General features: G+C 71.8%; 14 protein-coding genes. All 14 read left to right on the forward strand.

Translation table 11 applies throughout. The annotated features are described in order from the left end of the window. Positions 1-16 precede the first annotated feature (16 nt). A complete protein-coding gene (gene nuoE / locus ACWGB8_RS02920) occupies positions 17-736 on the forward strand; it encodes an NADH-quinone oxidoreductase subunit NuoE (protein ID WP_452209750.1) in 720 nt (239 codons plus the stop codon). Next, positions 736-2,097 carry an NADH-quinone oxidoreductase subunit NuoF gene (gene nuoF / locus ACWGB8_RS02925; protein WP_452209612.1) on the forward strand — a complete coding sequence of 454 codons (1,362 nt, stop codon included), beginning with the start codon at positions 736-738 and terminating at the stop codon, positions 2,095-2,097. The genes nuoE and nuoF overlap by 1 nt, the downstream gene beginning before the upstream one ends. Further along, a complete protein-coding gene (locus ACWGB8_RS02930; protein WP_452209614.1) occupies positions 2,094-4,571 on the forward strand; it encodes an NADH-quinone oxidoreductase subunit G in 2,478 nt (825 codons plus the stop codon). Before nuoF ends, ACWGB8_RS02930 begins: the two co-directional genes overlap by 4 nt. Next, positions 4,568-5,908 carry an NADH-quinone oxidoreductase subunit NuoH gene (gene nuoH / locus ACWGB8_RS02935; protein WP_452209616.1) on the forward strand — a complete coding sequence of 447 codons (1,341 nt, stop codon included), beginning with the start codon at positions 4,568-4,570 and terminating at the stop codon, positions 5,906-5,908. Before ACWGB8_RS02930 ends, nuoH begins: the two co-directional genes overlap by 4 nt. A gap of 5 nt (positions 5,909-5,913) precedes the next feature. Beyond that, positions 5,914-6,498, forward strand: a complete 585-nt coding sequence (nuoI, locus tag ACWGB8_RS02940; RefSeq protein WP_452209618.1) for an NADH-quinone oxidoreductase subunit NuoI — start codon at positions 5,914-5,916, stop codon at positions 6,496-6,498. Next, positions 6,495-7,385: an NADH-quinone oxidoreductase subunit J gene (locus tag ACWGB8_RS02945; protein WP_452209620.1), complete on the forward strand. Its 891-nt coding sequence runs from the start codon at positions 6,495-6,497 to the stop codon at positions 7,383-7,385. Before nuoI ends, ACWGB8_RS02945 begins: the two co-directional genes overlap by 4 nt. Beyond that, positions 7,382-7,681: an NADH-quinone oxidoreductase subunit NuoK gene (gene nuoK, locus ACWGB8_RS02950; RefSeq protein WP_238951209.1), complete on the forward strand. Its 300-nt coding sequence runs from the start codon at positions 7,382-7,384 to the stop codon at positions 7,679-7,681. The genes ACWGB8_RS02945 and nuoK overlap by 4 nt, the downstream gene beginning before the upstream one ends. A gap of 14 nt (positions 7,682-7,695) precedes the next feature. Continuing rightward, complete coding sequence (nuoL, locus tag ACWGB8_RS02955; protein WP_452209623.1) at positions 7,696-9,591, forward strand: NADH-quinone oxidoreductase subunit L; 1,896 nt, start codon at positions 7,696-7,698, stop codon at positions 9,589-9,591. Between the two features lie 28 nt (positions 9,592-9,619). Beyond that, positions 9,620-11,239, forward strand: a complete 1,620-nt coding sequence (locus tag ACWGB8_RS02960; RefSeq protein WP_452209625.1) for an NADH-quinone oxidoreductase subunit M — start codon at positions 9,620-9,622, stop codon at positions 11,237-11,239. Then, the gene (gene nuoN / locus ACWGB8_RS02965; RefSeq protein WP_452209627.1) at positions 11,236-12,879 is read left to right on the forward strand and encodes an NADH-quinone oxidoreductase subunit NuoN; all 1,644 of its coding nucleotides are present in this window, start codon (positions 11,236-11,238) and stop codon (positions 12,877-12,879) included. Before ACWGB8_RS02960 ends, nuoN begins: the two co-directional genes overlap by 4 nt. Before the next feature lie 331 nt (positions 12,880-13,210). Next, entirely contained in the window at positions 13,211-14,221 is a 1,011-nt protein-coding gene (locus tag ACWGB8_RS02970) for a polyprenyl synthetase family protein (RefSeq protein WP_452209629.1), read from the forward strand. Between the two features lie 81 nt (positions 14,222-14,302). Continuing rightward, on the forward strand, positions 14,303-14,965 hold the full coding sequence (locus tag ACWGB8_RS02975; protein WP_452209631.1) for a LuxR C-terminal-related transcriptional regulator: 663 nt from the start codon (positions 14,303-14,305) through the stop codon (positions 14,963-14,965). 278 nt (positions 14,966-15,243) lie between these two features. After that, positions 15,244-17,193, forward strand: a complete 1,950-nt coding sequence (locus ACWGB8_RS02980) for a 2-oxoacid:acceptor oxidoreductase subunit alpha (RefSeq protein ID WP_452209633.1) — start codon at positions 15,244-15,246, stop codon at positions 17,191-17,193. Next, entirely contained in the window at positions 17,193-18,236 is a 1,044-nt protein-coding gene (locus tag ACWGB8_RS02985; protein WP_452209635.1) for a 2-oxoacid:ferredoxin oxidoreductase subunit beta, read from the forward strand. Before ACWGB8_RS02980 ends, ACWGB8_RS02985 begins: the two co-directional genes overlap by 1 nt. The last annotated feature ends 64 nt before the right edge of the window (positions 18,237-18,300 follow it).

Raw genomic sequence — 18,300 nt, forward strand, 5'->3', positions numbered from 1 at the left:
CAACGTCGAACTCGGACTGCCGGCGCTGCCGGCCAAGCCGTACCCCGAGGAGGTGCACACCAGGCTGGCCGCGGACGCCCGCGAGCTGATCGGCCGCTACCCGGTGGCCCGGTCCGCGCTGCTGCCGCTGCTGCACCTGGTGCAGGCCGAGGAGGGCTTCGTCAGCCCGACCGGCATCCGCTTCTGCGCCGAGCAGTTGGACCTCACCACGGCCGAGGTCACCGCCGTGGCGACCTTCTACACGATGTACCGGCGCCGGCCGGCCGGGAAGTACCACGTCGGCGTCTGCACCAACACGCTCTGCGCGGTGCTCGGCGGCGACCAGATCTTCGACGAGCTCCAGCAGCACCTGGGCATCCGCAACAACGAGACCACCGGCGACGGCGAGATCTCGATCGAGCACATCGAGTGCAACGCGGCCTGCGACTACGCCCCCGTGGTGATGGTCAACTGGGAGTTCTTCGACAACCAGACCCCCGGCAGCGCCAAGCAGCTGGTCGACGAGCTGCGGGCGGGCCGGGAGGTCCACCCGACCCGGGGCGCCCGGCTGTGCAGCTTCAAGGAGTCCGCCCGCATCCTGGCGGGCTTCCCCGACGAGCGCCCCGGCGCCGTCGACGAGTCCGGGGCCGGCGGCGCGCCCTCGCTGGCCGGGCTGCGGCTGGCGAAGGGCGAGGCACTGCCCGGCACCGGCGAGGCCAAGGTCGTCTCGCCGCGCCACGAAGGGACCGAAGCGTGATGACCTCCGCCGAGCCGGCCGAGAAGCTGCTCACCCCCGTGCTCTCCGCCTCCTGGGACGACTCCCGCCCCTGGACCCTGTCCACCTACCTCCGCCACGGCGGCTACGAGGGCCTCAAGGCGGCCCTCGCGATGCCCCCGGACGACGTGATCGCCCTGGTCAAGGACTCCGGGCTGCGCGGCCGCGGCGGCGCCGGCTTCCCGACCGGCATGAAGTGGCAGTTCATCCCGCAGAACGACGGCAAGCCGCACTACCTCGTCGTCAACGCGGACGAGTCCGAGCCGGGCACCTGCAAGGACATCCCGCTGCTCTTCGCCAACCCGCACTCGCTGATCGAGGGCATGATCATCGCCTCGTACGCGATCCGCTGCGACCACGCCTTCATCTACCTGCGCGGCGAGGTCGTCCCGGTGCTGCGCCGGCTGCAGGCGGCGGTCGCGGAGGCGTACCGGGCCGGGTTCCTCGGCAAGGACGTGCTCGGCTCCGGCATCGACCTCGACATCACGGTCCACGCCGGCGCCGGCGCGTACATCTGCGGCGAGGAGACGGCCCTGCTGGACTCGCTGGAGGGCCGCCGCGGCCAGCCCCGGCTGCGCCCGCCGTTCCCGGCGATCGCCGGCCTGTACGCCTGCCCGACGGTGGTCAACAACGTCGAGTCGATCGCCTCGGTGCCGCCGATCCTGGCCCGGGGCAAGGAGTGGTTCAAAGGCCTGGGCACCGAGAAGTCCCCGGGCTTCACGCTCTACTCGCTCTCCGGGCACGTCACCAACCCCGGCCAGTACGAGGCGCCGCTCGGCATCACGCTGCGCCAGCTGCTGGACGTCACCGGCGGCATCCGGGCGGGCCACCGGCTGAAGTTCTGGACCCCGGGCGGCTCCTCCACCCCGATGTTCACCGACGAGCACCTCGACGTCCCGCTCGACTACGAGGGCGTCGGCGCGGCCGGCTCGATGCTCGGCACCAAGGCGCTGCAGGTCTTCGACGAGACCACCTGCGTGGTGCGCGCGGTGACCCGCTGGACGGAGTTCTACGCCCACGAGTCCTGCGGCAAGTGCACGCCCTGCCGCGAGGGCACCTACTGGCTCGTCCAGTTGCTGAAGCGGATCGAGGCCGGGCAGGGCGTCCAGGGCGACCTGGAGAAGCTGCTCGACATCGCCGACAACATCAACGGCAAGTCCTTCTGCGCGCTCGGCGACGGTGCGGCCAGCCCCATCGTCTCCTCGCTGCAGTACTTCCGGGCCGAGTACGAGCAGCACCTCGACGAGCGCCGCTGCCCGTTCGACCCGGCCGCCTCCACCGTCTGGGCCGACGGCCCCCGCCCCGGCCACCAGTCCGCCACCGAAAGGGAGGTGCACGCGTGACGATCACAGAGCCATCCACCTCCAAGGCCGCGGTCGAACTGGTCACGCTCACCATCGACGGCGTCGAAGTGCAGGTCCCCAAGGGGACGTTGGTGATCCGGGCCGCCGAGCAGATCGGCACCCAGATCCCGCGCTTCTGCGACCACCCGCTGCTCGACCCGGTCGGCGCCTGCCGCCAGTGCATCGTCGAGATCGAGGGCCAGCGCAAGCCCGTCGCGTCCTGCACCATCCCGGTCGCCGAGGGCATGGTGGTCCGCACCCAGCTCAGCTCGCCGGTCGCCGAGAAGGCGCAGCGCGGGGTCATGGAACTGCTGCTGATCAACCACCCGCTGGACTGCCCGGTCTGCGACAAGGGCGGCGAGTGCCCGCTGCAGAACCAGGCGATGTCCACCGGGGACACCGACTCCCGCTTCGAGGGGATGAAGCGCACCTACGAGAAGCCGGTGCCGATCAGCAGCCAGGTGCTGCTGGACCGGGAGCGCTGCGTGCTCTGCGCCCGCTGCACCCGCTTCTCCCAGCAGATCGCCGGGGACCCGTTCATCGACCTGGTCGAGCGCGGTGCGCTCCAGCAGGTCGGTACCGGCGAGGGGGACGACTTCGAGTCGTACTTCTCCGGCAACACCATCCAGATCTGCCCGGTCGGTGCGCTCACCTCGGCGGCTTATCGTTTCCGCTCCCGGCCCTTCGACCTGGTCTCCTCGCCGAGCGTCTGCGAGCACTGCTCGGCCGGCTGCGCCCAGCGCACCGACCACCGGCGGGGCAAGGTGCTGCGCCGGCTGGCCGGCGAGGACCCGGAGGTGAACGAGGAGTGGAACTGCGACAAGGGCCGCTTCGCCTTCCGGTACGCCCAGCAGCGCGACCGCCTCACCACCCCGCTGGTCCGCGGCGCGGACGGTGAACTCGCCCCCGCCTCCTGGCCGGAGGCGCTCGCCCGGGCCGCCGAGGGGCTGCGCGGGGCGCGCACCGGGGTGCTCACCGGCGGCCGGGTCACGGTCGAGGACGCGTACGGCTACGGCAAGTTCGCCCGGACCGTGCTCGGCACCAACGACGTGGACTTCCGGGCCCGCGCGCACAGCGGCGAGGAGGCCGACTTCCTGGCCGCGGCGGTCGCCGGCCGGGGCGTCGACCTGGACGGCGAGGGGGTGGGCTACGCCGATCTGGAGGCCGCGCCGGCCGTCCTGCTGGCGGGCCTGGAGCCCGAGGAGGAGGCGCCGATCGTCTTCCTGCGGCTGCGCAAGGCCAACCGGGCCGCGGGCCTGCGGGTCTTCTCGGTCGCCGCGCACGCCTCCCGGGGCCTGGCCAAGCTGCGCGGTGCGCTGCTGCCGGCCGCGCCGGGCACCGAGGCGGAGTGGCTGGGCGCGCTGGCCGCTGACGAGGCGCTCGGCGACGACGCCGGCCGCGCCGCCGAACTGCTGCGCGCCCCCGGCGCCGTGATCCTGGCCGGCGAGCGGCTGGCCGCGGCACCGGGTGCGCTGACCGCCGCGCTGCGGCTCGCGCACGCGACCGGTGCCCGGATCGCCTGGGTCCCGCGCCGGGCGGGGGAGCGCGGCGCCGTCGAGGCGGGCGCCCTGCCGGGCCTGCTGCCCGGCGGCCGTCCGGTCTCCTCCCCGGCCGCCCGGGCCGAGGCCGCCGCCGCCTGGGGCGTGGCCGAACTGCCGGCCCGCCCGGGCCGGGACACCGACGGGATCCTGGCCGCCGCCGCGCACGGGGAGCTCGACGCCCTGCTGGTCGGCGGCGTCGACCCGGACGACCTGCCGGATCCGGCGCTGGCCGACGAGGCCCTGGCCGCCGTGCCGTTCGTGGTCTCGCTGGAGCTGCGTCCGTCCGCCGTGACCGCGCACGCCGACGTGGTGCTGCCGGTCGCCGCGGTCGCCGAGAAGGCCGGCACCTTCCTCGACTGGGAGGGCCGGGTGCGGCTGTTCGAGGCGGCGCTCAAGCCGGACCAGCAGATGGGCCGTCACCTGCACTCCGAGCTGCGGGTGCTGACCATGCTGGCCGACGCGCTGGGCCACCGGCTCGGCCTGCCGGACGTGCGGGCCGCCCGGAGCGAGCTGAACGCCTTCACCCCGTGGACCGGCGACCGCCCGGCCGACCCCGCCGCGCATCCCGCGCTGCTGCCCCGGCCGGCCACCGGCCAGGCGGTGCTGGCGGGTTGGCGCCTGCTGCTGGACAACGGCTCGCTCCAGCAGGGCGATCCGCACCTGGCCGGCACCCGGCACCCGGCGGTCGCCCGGATCTCCCCGGTCACCGCCGAGGAGATCGGTGCGAGCGGGTCCCCCGCGCTGCGGCTGACCGGTCCGGCCGGCTCGCTCGTCCTCCCGCTGGAGGTCACCAAGGACATGCCGGACCGCACGGTGTGGGTCCCGCTCAACTCCACCCCGGGCGGTGCGGTCCGCACCCTCGGGACCACCGTCGGCCACCTGGTCACCATCGCGGCCGAGGCCGCCGTTCCCGCCGAGGAGGAGCAGCAGTGACCCTCGCCGCGTACGAGACCCTCGGCTACTTCGGCCGCGACCCCTGGTGGCTGGTGCTGCTCAAGGCGGTCTTCTGCTTCGCCTTCCTGGTCGGCACCGTGCTGATCGCGATCGTCTGGGAGCGCAAGGTGGTGGCCTGGATGCAGTTGCGCATCGGGCCCAACCGGCACGGGCCGTGGGGCCTGCTGCAGTCGCTCGCGGACGGCGTGAAGCTGGCGCTCAAGGAGGACCTGGTCGTCAAGCACGCCGACAAGGCGGTCTACGTCCTCGCCCCGGTGGTCGCCGCGATCCCGGCCTTCATGGCCTTCGCGGTGATCCCGTTCGGCCCGCCCGGCAACGAGGTGTCGATCTTCGGCACCCGCACCCCGCTGCAGCTGACCGACCTGCCGATCGCCCTGCTGTACATCCTGGCGGTGGCCTCGGTCGGCATCTACGGGATCGTGCTGGCCGGCTGGGCGTCCGGGTCGACGTACCCGCTGCTCGGCGGGCTGCGCTCGGCGGCCCAGATGGTCAGCTACGAGATCGCGATGGGCCTGTCCTTCGCGGGGGTGTTCATCTACTCGGGCTCGATGTCGACCTCGGAGATCGTGGCCTCGCAGCAGCCGACCTGGTTCGCGGTGCTGCTGCCGGTCTCGTTCATCGTCTACATCATCGCGATGGTCGGGGAGACCAACCGGGCGCCGTTCGACCTCCCGGAGGCCGAGGGCGAGCTGGTCGGCGGCTTCAACACCGAGTACTCCTCGCTGAAGTTCGCGATGTTCATGCTGGCCGAGTACATCAACATGGTCACCGTGTCGGCGGTCGCCGCGACGCTCTTCCTGGGCGGCTGGCGGGCCCCGTGGCCGGTCTCCACCTTCTGGGAGGGCGCCAACCACGGCTGGTGGCCGATGCTCTGGATCACCCTGAAGATCCAGCTGCTGCTGTTCTTCTTCATCTGGCTGCGCGGCACCCTGCCCCGACTGCGCTACGACCAGTTCATGAAGCTCGGCTGGAAGGTGCTGATCCCGGTCTCGCTGGCCTGGCTGGTGATGGTGGCGAGCGTGCGGGCCCTGCGAAACGAGGGCTACGGCTTCGGCGAGGTGGTGCTGTACGTCGGTGCCCCGGTCGGCGGGCTGCTGCTGATCGGGCTGGTCCGGGACGTCTTCAGGGACAGGTCGCGGGAGCGCTCGGCGCTCGCGGAGGCCGGCCAGGAGGCCGCGTTCGACCCGATGGCCGGCGGCTATCCGGTACCGCCGCTGCCGGGCCAGGAGCTGCCGCCCGTGCCGCGCCGGCGCAGTCGGGCCCCGAAGCAACTGCAGGACGCCCTCAACGGGGCCGACCAATCCGAAGGGAGCTGACCGAGATGTCGTCCGACAAGACGGACAAGCCGTCGATTCTCGGCCCGGCCGCCGGCTTCGGCGTGACCTTCAAGGCCATGTTCAAGAAGCGGCTCACCGAGCAGTACCCGGAGCAGAAGAAGCCCACCGCTCCGCGCTTCCACGGCCGCCACCAGCTGAACCGGCACCCGGACGGCCTGGAGAAGTGCATCGGCTGCGAGCTGTGCGCGTGGGCCTGCCCGGCCGACGCGATCTACGTGGAGGGCGCCGACAACCGGGACGACGAGCGCTACTCGCCCGGTGAGCGGTACGGCGCGGTCTATCAGATCAACTACGCCCGCTGCATCCTGTGCGGGCTGTGCATCGAGGCCTGCCCGACCCGCGCGCTCACCATGACGAACGAGTACGAGCTGGCGGACTCCTCCCGCAAGGACCTGATCTTCACCAAGGAGCAGCTGCTGGTCGGCCTCTCCGAGGGGATGGTCGACAGCCCGCACTCGATCTTCCCGGGTGCCGACGAGGGCGCCTACTACCGCGGCGAGGTGACCCGGGCGGCTCCGGGCACCGTGCAGCAGGAGCGGACCGACCGGGAGAAGGAGGTGCAGCAGTGACGGCTCTCGACCTCGCCGCCACCGGGACGACCTCCATCGGGGAGGCCGTCCAGTTCTGGGTGCTCGCGGTGATCGCCGTCGGCGGTGCGCTCGGCATGCTGCTGCTGCGCAAGGCGGTGCACAGTGCGCTCTGCCTGGCCGTCACGATGCTGGCGCTGGCGGTCTGCTACATGGCCCAGGGCGCGGTGTTCCTGGGGGTGGTGCAGATCGTCGTCTACACCGGCGCGATCATGATGCTCTTCCTCTTCGTGGTCATGCTGGTCGGTGTCACCAGCGCGGATTCGCTCAAGGAGCAGTTGAAGGGCCAGCGGTTCGCCGCGGTCTTCTGCGGGCTGGGCTTCGGCGTGCTGCTGCTCGCCGGCATCGCCAACGCCAAGCTGGACACCTTCACCGGTCTCGCCGAGGCGAACGCGGGCGGCAACGTCCAGGGCCTGGCCCGGCTGATCTTCACCAAGTACGTGTGGGCCTTCGAGGTCACCGGTGCGCTGCTGATCACCGCGGCGATCGGCGCGATGGTGCTGACCCACCGGGAGCACGTGAAGGCCCCGAAGACCCAGCGCGAGCTGGCCGCCCAGCGGGTCAAGGACAACCTCCAGCTGCCGCCGCTGCCCGCCCCGGGCGTGTACGCGCGGCACAACGCGGTGGACATCCCCGCGCTGCTGCCGGACGGCACCGTCGCCGAGGACTCCGTCATGGAGACCCTGCGCGAGCGCGGCCAGATCCGCGACGTCAGCCAGGAGATGCTGCAGCGGATGGCCGAGCTGGAGAACTCCACCGCGGACTGGCTGGGGCGCCCGTCGTCCGAGCGCCCGCCGGTGGCGGGACCGCGCGAGGCCGGCCGCAAGGCCCTGGAGCCCGTACCCAACCACGAGGAAGGTGCGGAGTGAATCCGGTCAACTACCTCTATCTCTCCGCCCTGTTGTTCACCATCGGCGCCTCCGGGGTGCTGATCCGGCGCAACGCGATCGTGCTGTTCATGTGCGTGGAGCTGATGCTCAACGCCGCGAACCTGGCCCTGGTCACCTTCTCCCGGCTGCACGGCAACCTGGACGGCCAGATCATCGCGTTCTTCACCATGGTGGTCGCGGCGGCCGAGGTCGTGGTCGGCCTCGCCATCATCGTGTCCATCTTCCGGACCAGGCACTCCGCTTCGGTCGACGACAGCAACCTGATGAAGCTGTAGGCGGAGGACCTCCGGTGAACTCTCTCATTCCGCTGCTCGTGGCGGCCCCGCTGGCCGGCGCCGCCCTGCTGCTGCTCGGCGGGCGCCGGCTCGACCGGTTCGGCCACTGGCTGGCCACCGCGCTCGCGGCGCTCTCCTTCGGCTTCGGGCTCGCGCTGTTCGCGGACCTCCTGGGCCGCTCGGCCGACGACCGGACGATCACGCAGCACCTGTACAGCTGGATCCCGGTGAACGGCTTCCAGGCCGACGTCGCCTTCCGGCTGGACCAACTGTCCGTCACCTTCGTCCTGTTGATCAGCGGCGTCGGCACTCTGATCCACCTGTACTCGATGGGCTACATGGCGCACGACGAGCGCCGGCGCCGCTTCTTCGCGTACCTCAACCTGTTCCTGGCGGCCATGCTGCTGCTGGTGATCGCGGACAACTACCTGCTGCTGTACGTCGGTTGGGAGGGCGTGGGCCTCGCCTCGTACCTGCTGATCGGCTTCTGGCAGCACAAGCCGAGTGCCGCGACGGCCGCCAAGAAGGCGTTCATCGTCAACCGCGTCGGCGACCTGGGCCTGTCGATCGCGATCATGCTGATGTTCGTGGAGTTCGGCTCCTTCGCCTTCGGGCCGGTCCTCGGCTCGGCGGATCAGGCGAGCGAGGGCAAGCTGACCGCGATCGGCCTGATGCTGCTGCTGGCGGCCTGCGGCAAGTCCGCCCAGGTGCCGCTGCAGTCCTGGCTCGGGGACGCCATGGAGGGCCCGACCCCGGTGTCGGCGCTCATCCACGCCGCGACCATGGTGACCGCCGGCGTCTACCTGATCACCCGCTCCGGTGAGATCTTCAACCTGGCGCCGGACGCCCAGCTCGCGGTCGTCGTGGTCGGTACGGTCACCCTGCTCTTCGGTGCGATCGTCGGTTGTGCCAAGGACGACATCAAGAAGGCGCTGGCCGGCTCGACCATGTCGCAGATCGGCTACATGATCCTCGCGGCCGGCCTCGGCCCGATCGGCTACGCCTTCGCGATCATGCACCTGGTGACCCACGGCTTCTTCAAGGCCGGGCTCTTCCTCGGCGCCGGGTCGGTCATGCACGGCATGAACGACGAGGTGAACATGCGTCACTACGGCGGCCTGCGGAAGTACATGCCGGTCACCTTCGTCACCTTCGGCCTCGGCTACCTCGCCATCATCGGCTTCCCGGGACTGTCCGGCTTCTTCTCCAAGGACAAGATCATCGAGGCGGCCTTCGCCAAGGGCGGCACCGAGGGCTGGATCCTCGGCGCCTGCGCCCTGGTCGGTGCGGCCGTCACCGCGTTCTACATGACCCGGGTGATGATCATGACCTTCTTCGGCGAGAGGCGCTGGCAGCCGGACGCCGAGGGCAACGACCCGCACCCGCACGAGTCGCCCGCCAGCATGACGCTCCCGATGATCGTGCTGGCCTTCGGCTCGGTCTTCGCGGGCGGCCTGTTCGTCCTGGACGACTCCTTCGTGCGCTGGCTGGAGCCGGTCACCGGCTACGAGCACGGGCACTCGCCGCTCACGCCGATCACCGTCACCCTGATCACCACCGCCTGCGTGGCGGCCGGCGTCGCCGTCTCGTACCTGATGTACGGCCGCTCGTCCGTCCCGGTGGTGCCGCCGGTCGGCTCCCCGCTCACCCGGGCCGCCCGCCGCGACCTGCTGCAGGACGACGTCAACCACGCCGTCCTGGTCCGGCCCGGCTCGGCGCTCACCGCGGCGCTGGTCTACTTCGACAGCAAGGGGGTGGACGGCTTCGTCAACGGTCTGGCCGCCACCATCGGCGGGATCTCCGCCCGGCTGCGGCGCATCCAGAACGGCTACGTCCGGACGTACGCGCTCTCCATGTTCGGCGGCACGCTGGTGCTGGTCGCCACGACTCTCCTGATGAGGTCCGTCTGATGAGCAAGCCATCCGAGGAGGTGCGGCCATGAGCTACCTGCTGACCGCCACCTGCGCCGTCCCGGCGGCCGGCGCGGTGCTCACCGCCGCCCTGCCCGCCGGCTCCACCGAGGGCCGGCGGCGCACCACCAGGCTGGTCGCCCTGGCCGTCTCGGCGGCGACCCTGGCCCTGGCCGCCGTGGTCACCGCCCGCTTCGACACCGCCCCCGGCGCCGCGCAGTACCAGCTGGCCGAGTCCTACAGCTGGATCCGCTCCTTCGGGATCACCTTCTCGCTCGGGGTGGACGGCATCGGCGCGGTGCTGGCCCTGCTCACCGCCGTGCTGGTGCCGATCGTGATGCTGGCGTCCTGGCACGACGCCGAGCCGTCGGCCGCCGAGGGCACCTTCGAGAGCCGCCGGCGCACCCAGGGCTACTTCGCCCTGATCCTGGCGGTCGAGGCGATGGTGCTGGTCTCCTTCTACGCCACCGACGTCTTCGTCTTCTACGTGTTCTTCGAAGCCATGCTGATCCCGATGTACTTCCTCATCGGCGGCTTCGGGGACCGGGCGGGCGGCCCCGAGTCGGCGCGCCAGCGCTCGTACGCGGCCGTGAAGTTCCTGCTGTACAACCTGCTCGGCGGGCTGGTCATGCTGGCCGCGGTGATCGGCCTGTACGTCATCGCGCAGGAGCAGGGCTTCGGCACCTTCGACCTGCAGACCCTGACCACCGCGGTCCGCGACGGCAGGCTGCAGCTCAGCGACACCGCCGAGAACGCGCTCTTCCTGGGCTTCTTCTTCGCCTTCGCGGTGAAGGCCCCGCTCTGGCCGCTGCACACCTGGCTGCCGAACGCGATGAGCGAGTCCACCGCGGGCACCGCCGTCCTGATCACCGCCGTGGTCGACAAGGTCGGCACCTTCGCGATGCTCCGCTTCTGCCTCGGGCTCTTCCCGGACGCCTCCAAGACCTTCGCCCCGACGATCATGGTGCTCTCGGTGATCGGGATCCTCTACGGCGCGCTGGTGGCCGTCGGGCAGAAGGACATCAAGCGGCTGGTCGCGTACGCATCGATCTCGCACTTCGGCTTCATCATCATGGGCATCTTCGCGATGACCAGCCAGGGGCAGAGCGGCGCCACCCTCTACATGGTCAACCACGGCATCTCCACCGCCGCGTGGATGCTGGTCGCGGGCTTCCTGATCTCCCGTCGGGGCTCGCGCCTGATCGCCGACTACGGCGGCGTGCAGAAGGTCGCCCCGGTGCTCGCCGGCACCTTCCTGATCGGCGGCCTGGCCACCCTGTCACTGCCCGGACTCGCCCCGTTCGTCAGCGAGTTCCTCGTCCTGGTCGGCACCTTCACCCGCTACCCGGCGCTCGGCATCGTGGCCACCTTCGGCATCGTCCTCGCCGCGCTGTACGCGCTGCTGCTCTACCAGCGCACCATGACCGGCCCGGTCAAGGACGGCGTGCGGACCATGGAGGACCTCAAGGTCCGCGAACTCGCCGTGGTCGCACCGCTGGTGGCGCTGACGATCCTGCTCGGCGTCTACCCGAAGCCGCTCACCGACATCGTCAACCCGGCGGTGGACCGGACCCTCTCGCAGGTCCACCGCACCGACCCGGCGCCGGCCCACCCGGTCGCCGCCACCCCAGGAGGTGAGCGCGAGTGAGCACCACCGGATGGCTCGCCGCCGCGGGCGGCAACAGCGCCAGCATCCCGGCCCCGACCGTCGAGTACGGCAAGCTCGCCCCGATGCTGGTGGTGTTCGCCGCAGCCGTCGTCGGCATCCTGCTGGAGGCCTTCCTGCCCCGCCGGTTCCGGCACTGGGCGCAGGTGACGCTGTCGCTGCTCGCCCTCGGCGGGGCGTTCGCCGCCGTCGTGGTGCTCGCCGCCCAGGGCCACGGCTCCGACCCGGGCAAGGTCGACCTGCTGGCCATGGGCGCGGTCGCCCTCGACGGCCCGGCGCTCTTCCTGCAGGGCGTGATCCTGCTGGCCGCGATGGTCGCGGTACTCACCTACGCCGAGCGGCGGCTGGAGCCGAAGGCCGGCGGGCTGCCCGCCGACACCTTCGCCGCCCAGGCCGCCGCCACCCCCGGCGGCGAGCACGAGCGCGCCGCGATCCGGGCGGGCTTCACCACCACCGAGGTCTTCCCGCTCACCCTGTTCGCGGTCGGCGGCATGCTGCTCTTCCCCGCCGCCAACGACCTGCTGACCATGTTCGTGGCGCTGGAGGTCTTCTCCCTCCCGCTCTACCTGCTCTGCGCGCTGGCCCGGCGCCGCCGGCTGCTCTCCCAGGAGGCGGCGGTCAAGTACTTCCTGCTCGGCGCCTTCGCCTCGGCGTTCTTCCTCTTCGGCACCGCGCTGCTGTACGGCTACGCGGGCAGCGTCCGGCTCGGCGACATCGCGGACGCCATCTCCGGCCGCGCCCTGCCGACCCCGGCGCTGCTCTCCACCACCCAGAACGACGCCCTGCTGCTGGTCGGCCTGGCCATGCTCGCGGTCGGCCTGCTCTTCAAGGTCGGCGCGGTGCCGTTCCACTCCTGGACCCCGGACGTCTACCAGGGCGCCCCGACCCCGGTCACCGGCTTCATGGCGGCGGCCACCAAGGTCGCGGCGTTCGGCGCGGTGCTCCGGCTGTTCTACGTCGCCTTCCCCGGCCTGCGGCTCGACTGGCGGCCGGTGATGTGGGGCGTGGCGATCCTGACCATGGTGGTCGGCGCCGTCCTGGCCGTCACCCAGCAGGATGTGAAGCGGCTGCTCGCCTACTCGTCCATCGCGCACGCCGGCTTCATCCTGACCGGTGTCATCGCCACCAACCCGCAGGGCCTCGGCTCGGTGCTGTTCTACCTACTGGCGTACTCCTTCGCGACGCTCGGCGCCTTCGCCGTGGTCACCCTGGTGCGCGACTCCAAGGGCGAGGCGACCCACCTGTCCAGCTGGGCCGGCCTCGGCCGGCGCTCGCCCCTGGTCGCGGGGGTGTTCGCGCTGTTCCTGCTGGCCTTCGCGGGGATCCCGCTGACCTCCGGCTTCACCGGCAAGTTCGCGGTCTTCCAGGCGGCGGCGGCCGGCGGGGCGACCCCGCTGGTGATCGTCGGTGTGCTGAGCTCGGCGGTGGCCGCGTTCTTCTACGTCCGGGTCATCGTGCTGATGTTCTTCTCCGACCCGCAGCCCGGCGGCCCCAGCGTCGCCGTCCCGAGCGCCTTCACGGCCACCGCGATCGGCGTCGGGGTGCTGGTCACCCTGGGGCTGGGGCTGCTGCCGCAGTACTTCCTGGACCTCGCCTCGAAGGCTTCGATCTTCGTCCGCTGAGTTCCGCCGAGTTCCACCGGGCTCCGGCGAGGCCCGCCGAGCCTCGCCGGGCTCCGCCGAGTTCCGCCGGGCTCCGGCGAGGCCCGCCGGGGCCGCCGCCGTGCACCACCCGGGGCCGTCGGGCCCCTCGTACGTCCGGGTCGCGCCCTCGTCCGCGCGGCCCGGACGTGCCGTGTCCGGACCCGCCCCGACCTGCGGAGCAGGCCCGATCACGACCGGACCCGCACGCCCGTGCAGTGATCCACTCGTGACCGGATACCCTGCCTGTAAGGCCAGCGGCGGCGCACACGGACCAGACCGCCAGATCGACCAGGGCAGAGGAGTGGTCTTCGTGACCGTCGTGGGACCCTTTGGGCTCAGCGTGCAGGACCGCGATCTGACCCGCGACGTCCAGGCCGGGATGGACGCGGTCGAGGCGGCGCTGCTGGAGGCCGTCAAGAGCGACGTGCCGTTCATCACCGTCACGGCCAGCCACCTCATCGAGGCCGGCGGCAAGCGCTTCCGCCCGCTGCTGGTGATGCTCGCCGCCCAGTTCGGCGACCCCTACGCGCCCGGGGTCGTCCCCGCCGCCGTGGTCGTCGAGCTGACCCACCTCGCCACCCTCTACCACGACGACGTCATGGACGAGGCCCCCAAGCGCCGCGGCGCCCCCAGCGCCAACTCCCGCTGGGACAACTCGGTCGCCATCCTCACCGGCGACTTCCTCTTCTCCCGCGCCTCCCAGGTGCTCTCCGACCTGGGCCCGGACGCCGTCCGCCTCCAGGCCGACGCCTTCGAGCGGCTGGTCACCGGCCAGATCCTGGAGACCGCGGGCCCCGGCGCCGACGACGACCCGCTGCGCCACTACCTCGACGTGATCGCCGGCAAGACCGGCTCGCTGATCGCCGTCTCCGGCCGCCTCGGTGCCCAGATGGCCGGCGCCGAGCAGTGGATCGTCGACATCCTCACCGAGTACGGCGAGCGCATGGGCACCGCCTTCCAGCTCGCCGACGACGTGCTGGACATCGCCAGCGACAGCCACGAGTCCGGCAAGACCCCCGGCACCGACCTGCGCGAGGGCGTCCCCACCCTGCCGATCCTGCTGCTCCAGCAGATGCCGGCGGACGAGGCCGACCCGGCCGACCTGCGGCTGCGCGAACTGCTCACCCTCGACCTGGCCGACGACGAGCTGCACGCCGAGGCGCTGCGCCTGCTGCGCCGCCACCCGGCGCTGGAGCACGCCCGCCGGGAGACCCTGCGGCACGCCGAGGAGGCCCGCGCCCTGCTGGAGCCGCTGCCGGACTGCCCGGCCAAGGCGGCCCTCCAGGGGCTCTGCGACGCGGTCGCCATCCGCACCATGTGAGGCAGGCGGGAATCCCCGCCCCGGCCGTCCGGCGATAGGGAAGACTGGCACCCGTCAGCCCGTCTCTGCCGGAAGGCCGCCATGCTTCGCGTCGTCATCGCCGAGGACTCCGTACTCCTGCGGGAGGGTCTGACCAGACTCCTCACCGACCGCGGCCTGGAGGTCGTCGCGGGTGTCGGCGACGGCGAGGCCCTGCTGAAGACCGTCCACGAGCTGGCGGCGGCCGGCACGCTCCCGGACGTGGTGGTCGCCGACGTCCGGATGCCCCCCACCCACACCGACGAGGGCGTCCGGGCCTGCGTCACCCTGCGCGGCCTGTACCCCGGACTGGGCGTCCTGGTGCTGTCGCAGTACGTGGAGGAGCGCTACGCCTCCGAGCTGCTGGCCGGCTCCACCCGGGGTGTGGGCTACCTGCTGAAGGACCGGGTCGCCGAGGTGCGCGAGTTCGTGGACGCGGTGGTCCGGGTGGCCGGCGGGGGCACCGCACTGGACCCCGAGGTGGTGCAGCAGCTGCTGAGCCGCAGCCGCAAGGGCGACGTCCTGGCGGGGCTGACCCCGCGCGAGCGCGAGGTGCTCGGGCTGATGGCCGAGGGCCGGACCAACACCGCGATCGCCAAGCAGCTGGTCGTCTCGGACGGCGCGGTGGAGAAGCACGTCAGCAACATCTTCCTCAAGCTGGGCCTGGCCCAGAGCCCCGAGGACCACCGCCGGGTGCTGGCGGTTCTCACCTATTTGGACTCGTAGCCCCGGGACGCTCCGGGCCGCCGCGGAGCCGGCCCGGAGCCCGTGCACAGGCGCCGCGGAGTCCGGGTACAGGCCCGCTCGACGGCCGCCGGAGCGGGCCGGCCGGTATGGCCGGATTGGCGGACGTTGTTGCACTTGGTGTGCGGCGATCACCGGCCGCGGCATGCGGGAGTTCCGTCCGCGACCTACCCCGCGCGCATAGGATGCGAGAGGTGCACCAGGCGGACGGGGCACACGGCTCACGCCCGCGGCTGGTGCCCACGAGGAGGTCCGCGGCAGTGACCAGTCAGGTCGATCAGTCAGAGGCAGTGGACGGCCCGGGCGAGGGCAACGGTCGCAGTGGCCCGCCCGCCCCGGGAGGCCCGCAGCCGAGGCGTGCCAAGCCGATCCGCAGGCTGGACCGGGTGATCATCCGGTTCGCCGGGGACTCCGGCGACGGGATGCAGCTCACCGGTGACCGCTTCACCTCGGAGACCGCGTCCTTCGGCAACGACCTCTCCACGCTGCCCAACTTCCCCGCCGAGATCCGGGCCCCCGCCGGCACCCTGCCCGGTGTCTCCTCCTTCCAGCTGCACTTCGCCGACCACGACATCCTCACCCCCGGTGACGCGCCGAACGTCCTGGTCGCGATGAACCCGGCGGCCCTCAAGGCCAATCTCCCGGACCTGCCGCGCGGCGCGGAGATCATCGTCAACACCGACGAGTTCACCAAGCGCGCGCTGGCCAAGGTCGGCTACGGCGCCGACCCGCTTGGGGACGGCTCGCTGGAGGCGTACCACCTGCACAAGGTGCCGCTCACCACGCTCACCCTGGAGGCGCTCAAGGACAGCGGCCTGGCCCGCAAGGACGCCGAGCGGGCGAAGAACATGTTCGCGCTGGGCCTGCTGTCCTGGATGTACCACCGGCCCACCCGCGGCACCGAGACCTTCCTGCGCAGCAAGTTCGCCAAGAAGCCGCAGATCGCCGAGGCCAACGTGGCCGCCTTCCGGGCCGGCTGGAACTTCGGCGAGACCACCGAGTCGTTCGCGGTCTCCTACGAGGTGCCGCCCGCCCGGCTCCCGGTCGGCCGCTACCGCAACATCTCCGGCAACCTGGCACTCTCCTACGGCCTGATCGCCGCCGCCGAACGCTCCGGACTGCCGCTCTACCTGGGCTCGTACCCGATCACCCCGGCCTCGGACATCCTGCACGAGCTGTCCAAGCACAAGAACTTCGGCGTCCGCACGTTCCAGGCCGAGGACGAGATCGCCGGCATCGGCGCCGCCCTCGGTGCGGCCTTCGGCGGGGCGCTGGGTGTCACCACCACCTCCGGGCCCGGCGTGGCGCTGAAGAGCGAGACGATCGGCCTGGCCGTCTCGCTCGAACTGCCGCTGCTGGTCGTCGACATCCAGCGCGGCGGGCCCTCCACCGGTCTGCCGACCAAGACCGAGCAGGCGGACCTGCTGCAGGCGATGTTCGGCCGCAACGGCGAGGCGCCGGTGCCGATCGTCGCCCCCGCCACCCCCGCCGAGTGCTTCGACGCGGCCCTGGAGGCGGCCCGGATCGCGGTGACCTACCGCACCCCGGTCTTCCTGCTCTCCGACGGCTACCTGGCCAACGGCTCGGAGCCCTGGCGCATCCCCGAGGTCGACGAACTCCCGCTGATCGCACCGGACTTCGCCACCGGCCCGAACGGCGAGGACGGCTCCTTCCGGCCCTACCAGCGCGACCCGAAGACCCTCGCCCGCCCGTGGGCCGTGCCCGGCACCCCCGGCCTGGAGCACCGGATCGGCGGCATCGAGAAGCAGGACGGCACCGGGAACATCTCCTACGACCCGGCCAACCACGACTTCATGGTCCGCACCCGCCAGGCCAAGGTGGACGGCATCGCCGTCCCGGACCTGGAGGTCGACGACCCCGACGGCGGGGCACGGCTGCTGGCCCTCGGCTGGGGCTCCACGTACGGGCCGATCACGGCCGCGGTGCGCCGGGTGCGCGCCGACGGCGGCAAGGTCGCCCAGGCGCACCTGCGCAACCTCAACCCCTTCCCCGCCAACCTCGGTGCAGTGCTGAAGGGTTACGACAAGGTCATCGTCCCCGAGATGAACCTCGGGCAGTTGGCGCTGCTGCTGCGCGCCAGGTACCTGGTGGACGCGCAGTCCTACAACCAGGTGCGCGGACTGCCCTTCAAGGCGGCCCAGTTGGCGGACGTGCTGTGGGCGGCGCTCGGCAACCTGGAGGAGAAGTGATGGAGAGTCTTCGACTGGTGCCCAAGGCGGAGGCCGTGCAGAGCGCCAAGGACTTCAAGACCGACCAGGAGGTGCGCTGGTGCCCCGGGTGCGGGGACTACGCGATCCTGGCCGCGGTCCAGGCGTTCATGCCCGAGCTGGGGATCCGGCGGGAGAACACCGTCTTCGTCTCCGGCATCGGCTGTTCCTCGCGCTTCCCGTACTACATGAACACCTACGGCGTGCACTCGATCCACGGACGGGCGCCGGCCATCGCCACCGGGCTGGCCTCCTCGCGCCAGGACCTCTCGGTGTGGGTGGTGACCGGCGACGGCGACGCCCTGTCGATCGGCGGCAACCACCTGATCCACGCCCTGCGGCGCAATGTGAACCTGAAGATCCTGCTGTTCAACAACCGCATCTACGGACTCACCAAGGGCCAGTACTCGCCGACCAGCGAGCTCGGCAAGATCACCAAGTCCACCCCGATGGGTTCGCTGGACGCCCCGTTCAACCCGCTGTCGCTGGCGATCGGGGCGGAGGCCACCTTCGTCGCCCGCACCATCGACTCCGACCGCCAGCACCTGCAGTCCGTGCTGCGGGCGGCGGCCGAGCACCGCGGCACGGCCCTGGTGGAGATCTACCAGAACTGCAACATCTTCAACGACGGTGCCTTCGAACTCCTGAAGGAGCCCGGCACCCGCGACGAGGCGCTGATCCGCCTGGTGCACGGCGAGCCGATCCGCTTCGGCGCCGACGGCTCCCAGGGCGTCTTCCGCTCCGCGGGCACCGGTGAGCTGTACACCGCCGCGGTGACCCCGGGGAACGAGGCGGACGTCCTGCTGCACGACGCGCACGCGGCCGGACCGGCCGCCGCCTTCGCGCTCTCCCGGATCGCCGACGCCGACACCCTGCACCACACCCCGATCGGCGTGCTGCGCAGCGTCGAGCGGCCGGTGTACGACGAGTTGATGGCCGCCCAGCTGGAGACCGCCGCCGAGCGCAGCGGCCCCGGCGACCTGGCGGCGCTGCTGGCCGGCGGCGACACCTGGACGGTGGAGTAGCCCGCGCGCAGGGGTGTCCCCGGCCGGGGGGGGCGGGGAAACCCCGGTGTGGTCCGCGGTGGCC

This window comes from Kitasatospora sp. NPDC054939 (assembly GCF_053610105.1).

Coding starts and splice junctions, on each gene's coding strand:
- ACWGB8_RS02960 (WP_452209625.1), top strand. CDS start 9,620: ATGAGCTACCTGCTGACCGCCACCTGCGCCGTCCCGGCGGCCGGCGCG.
- nuoI (WP_452209618.1), top strand. CDS start 5,914: ATGTCGTCCGACAAGACGGACAAGCCGTCGATTCTCGGCCCGGCCGCC.
- ACWGB8_RS02975 (WP_452209631.1), top strand. CDS start 14,303: ATGCTTCGCGTCGTCATCGCCGAGGACTCCGTACTCCTGCGGGAGGGT.
- nuoF (WP_452209612.1), top strand. CDS start 736: ATGACCTCCGCCGAGCCGGCCGAGAAGCTGCTCACCCCCGTGCTCTCC.
- ACWGB8_RS02985 (WP_452209635.1), top strand. CDS start 17,193: ATGGAGAGTCTTCGACTGGTGCCCAAGGCGGAGGCCGTGCAGAGCGCC.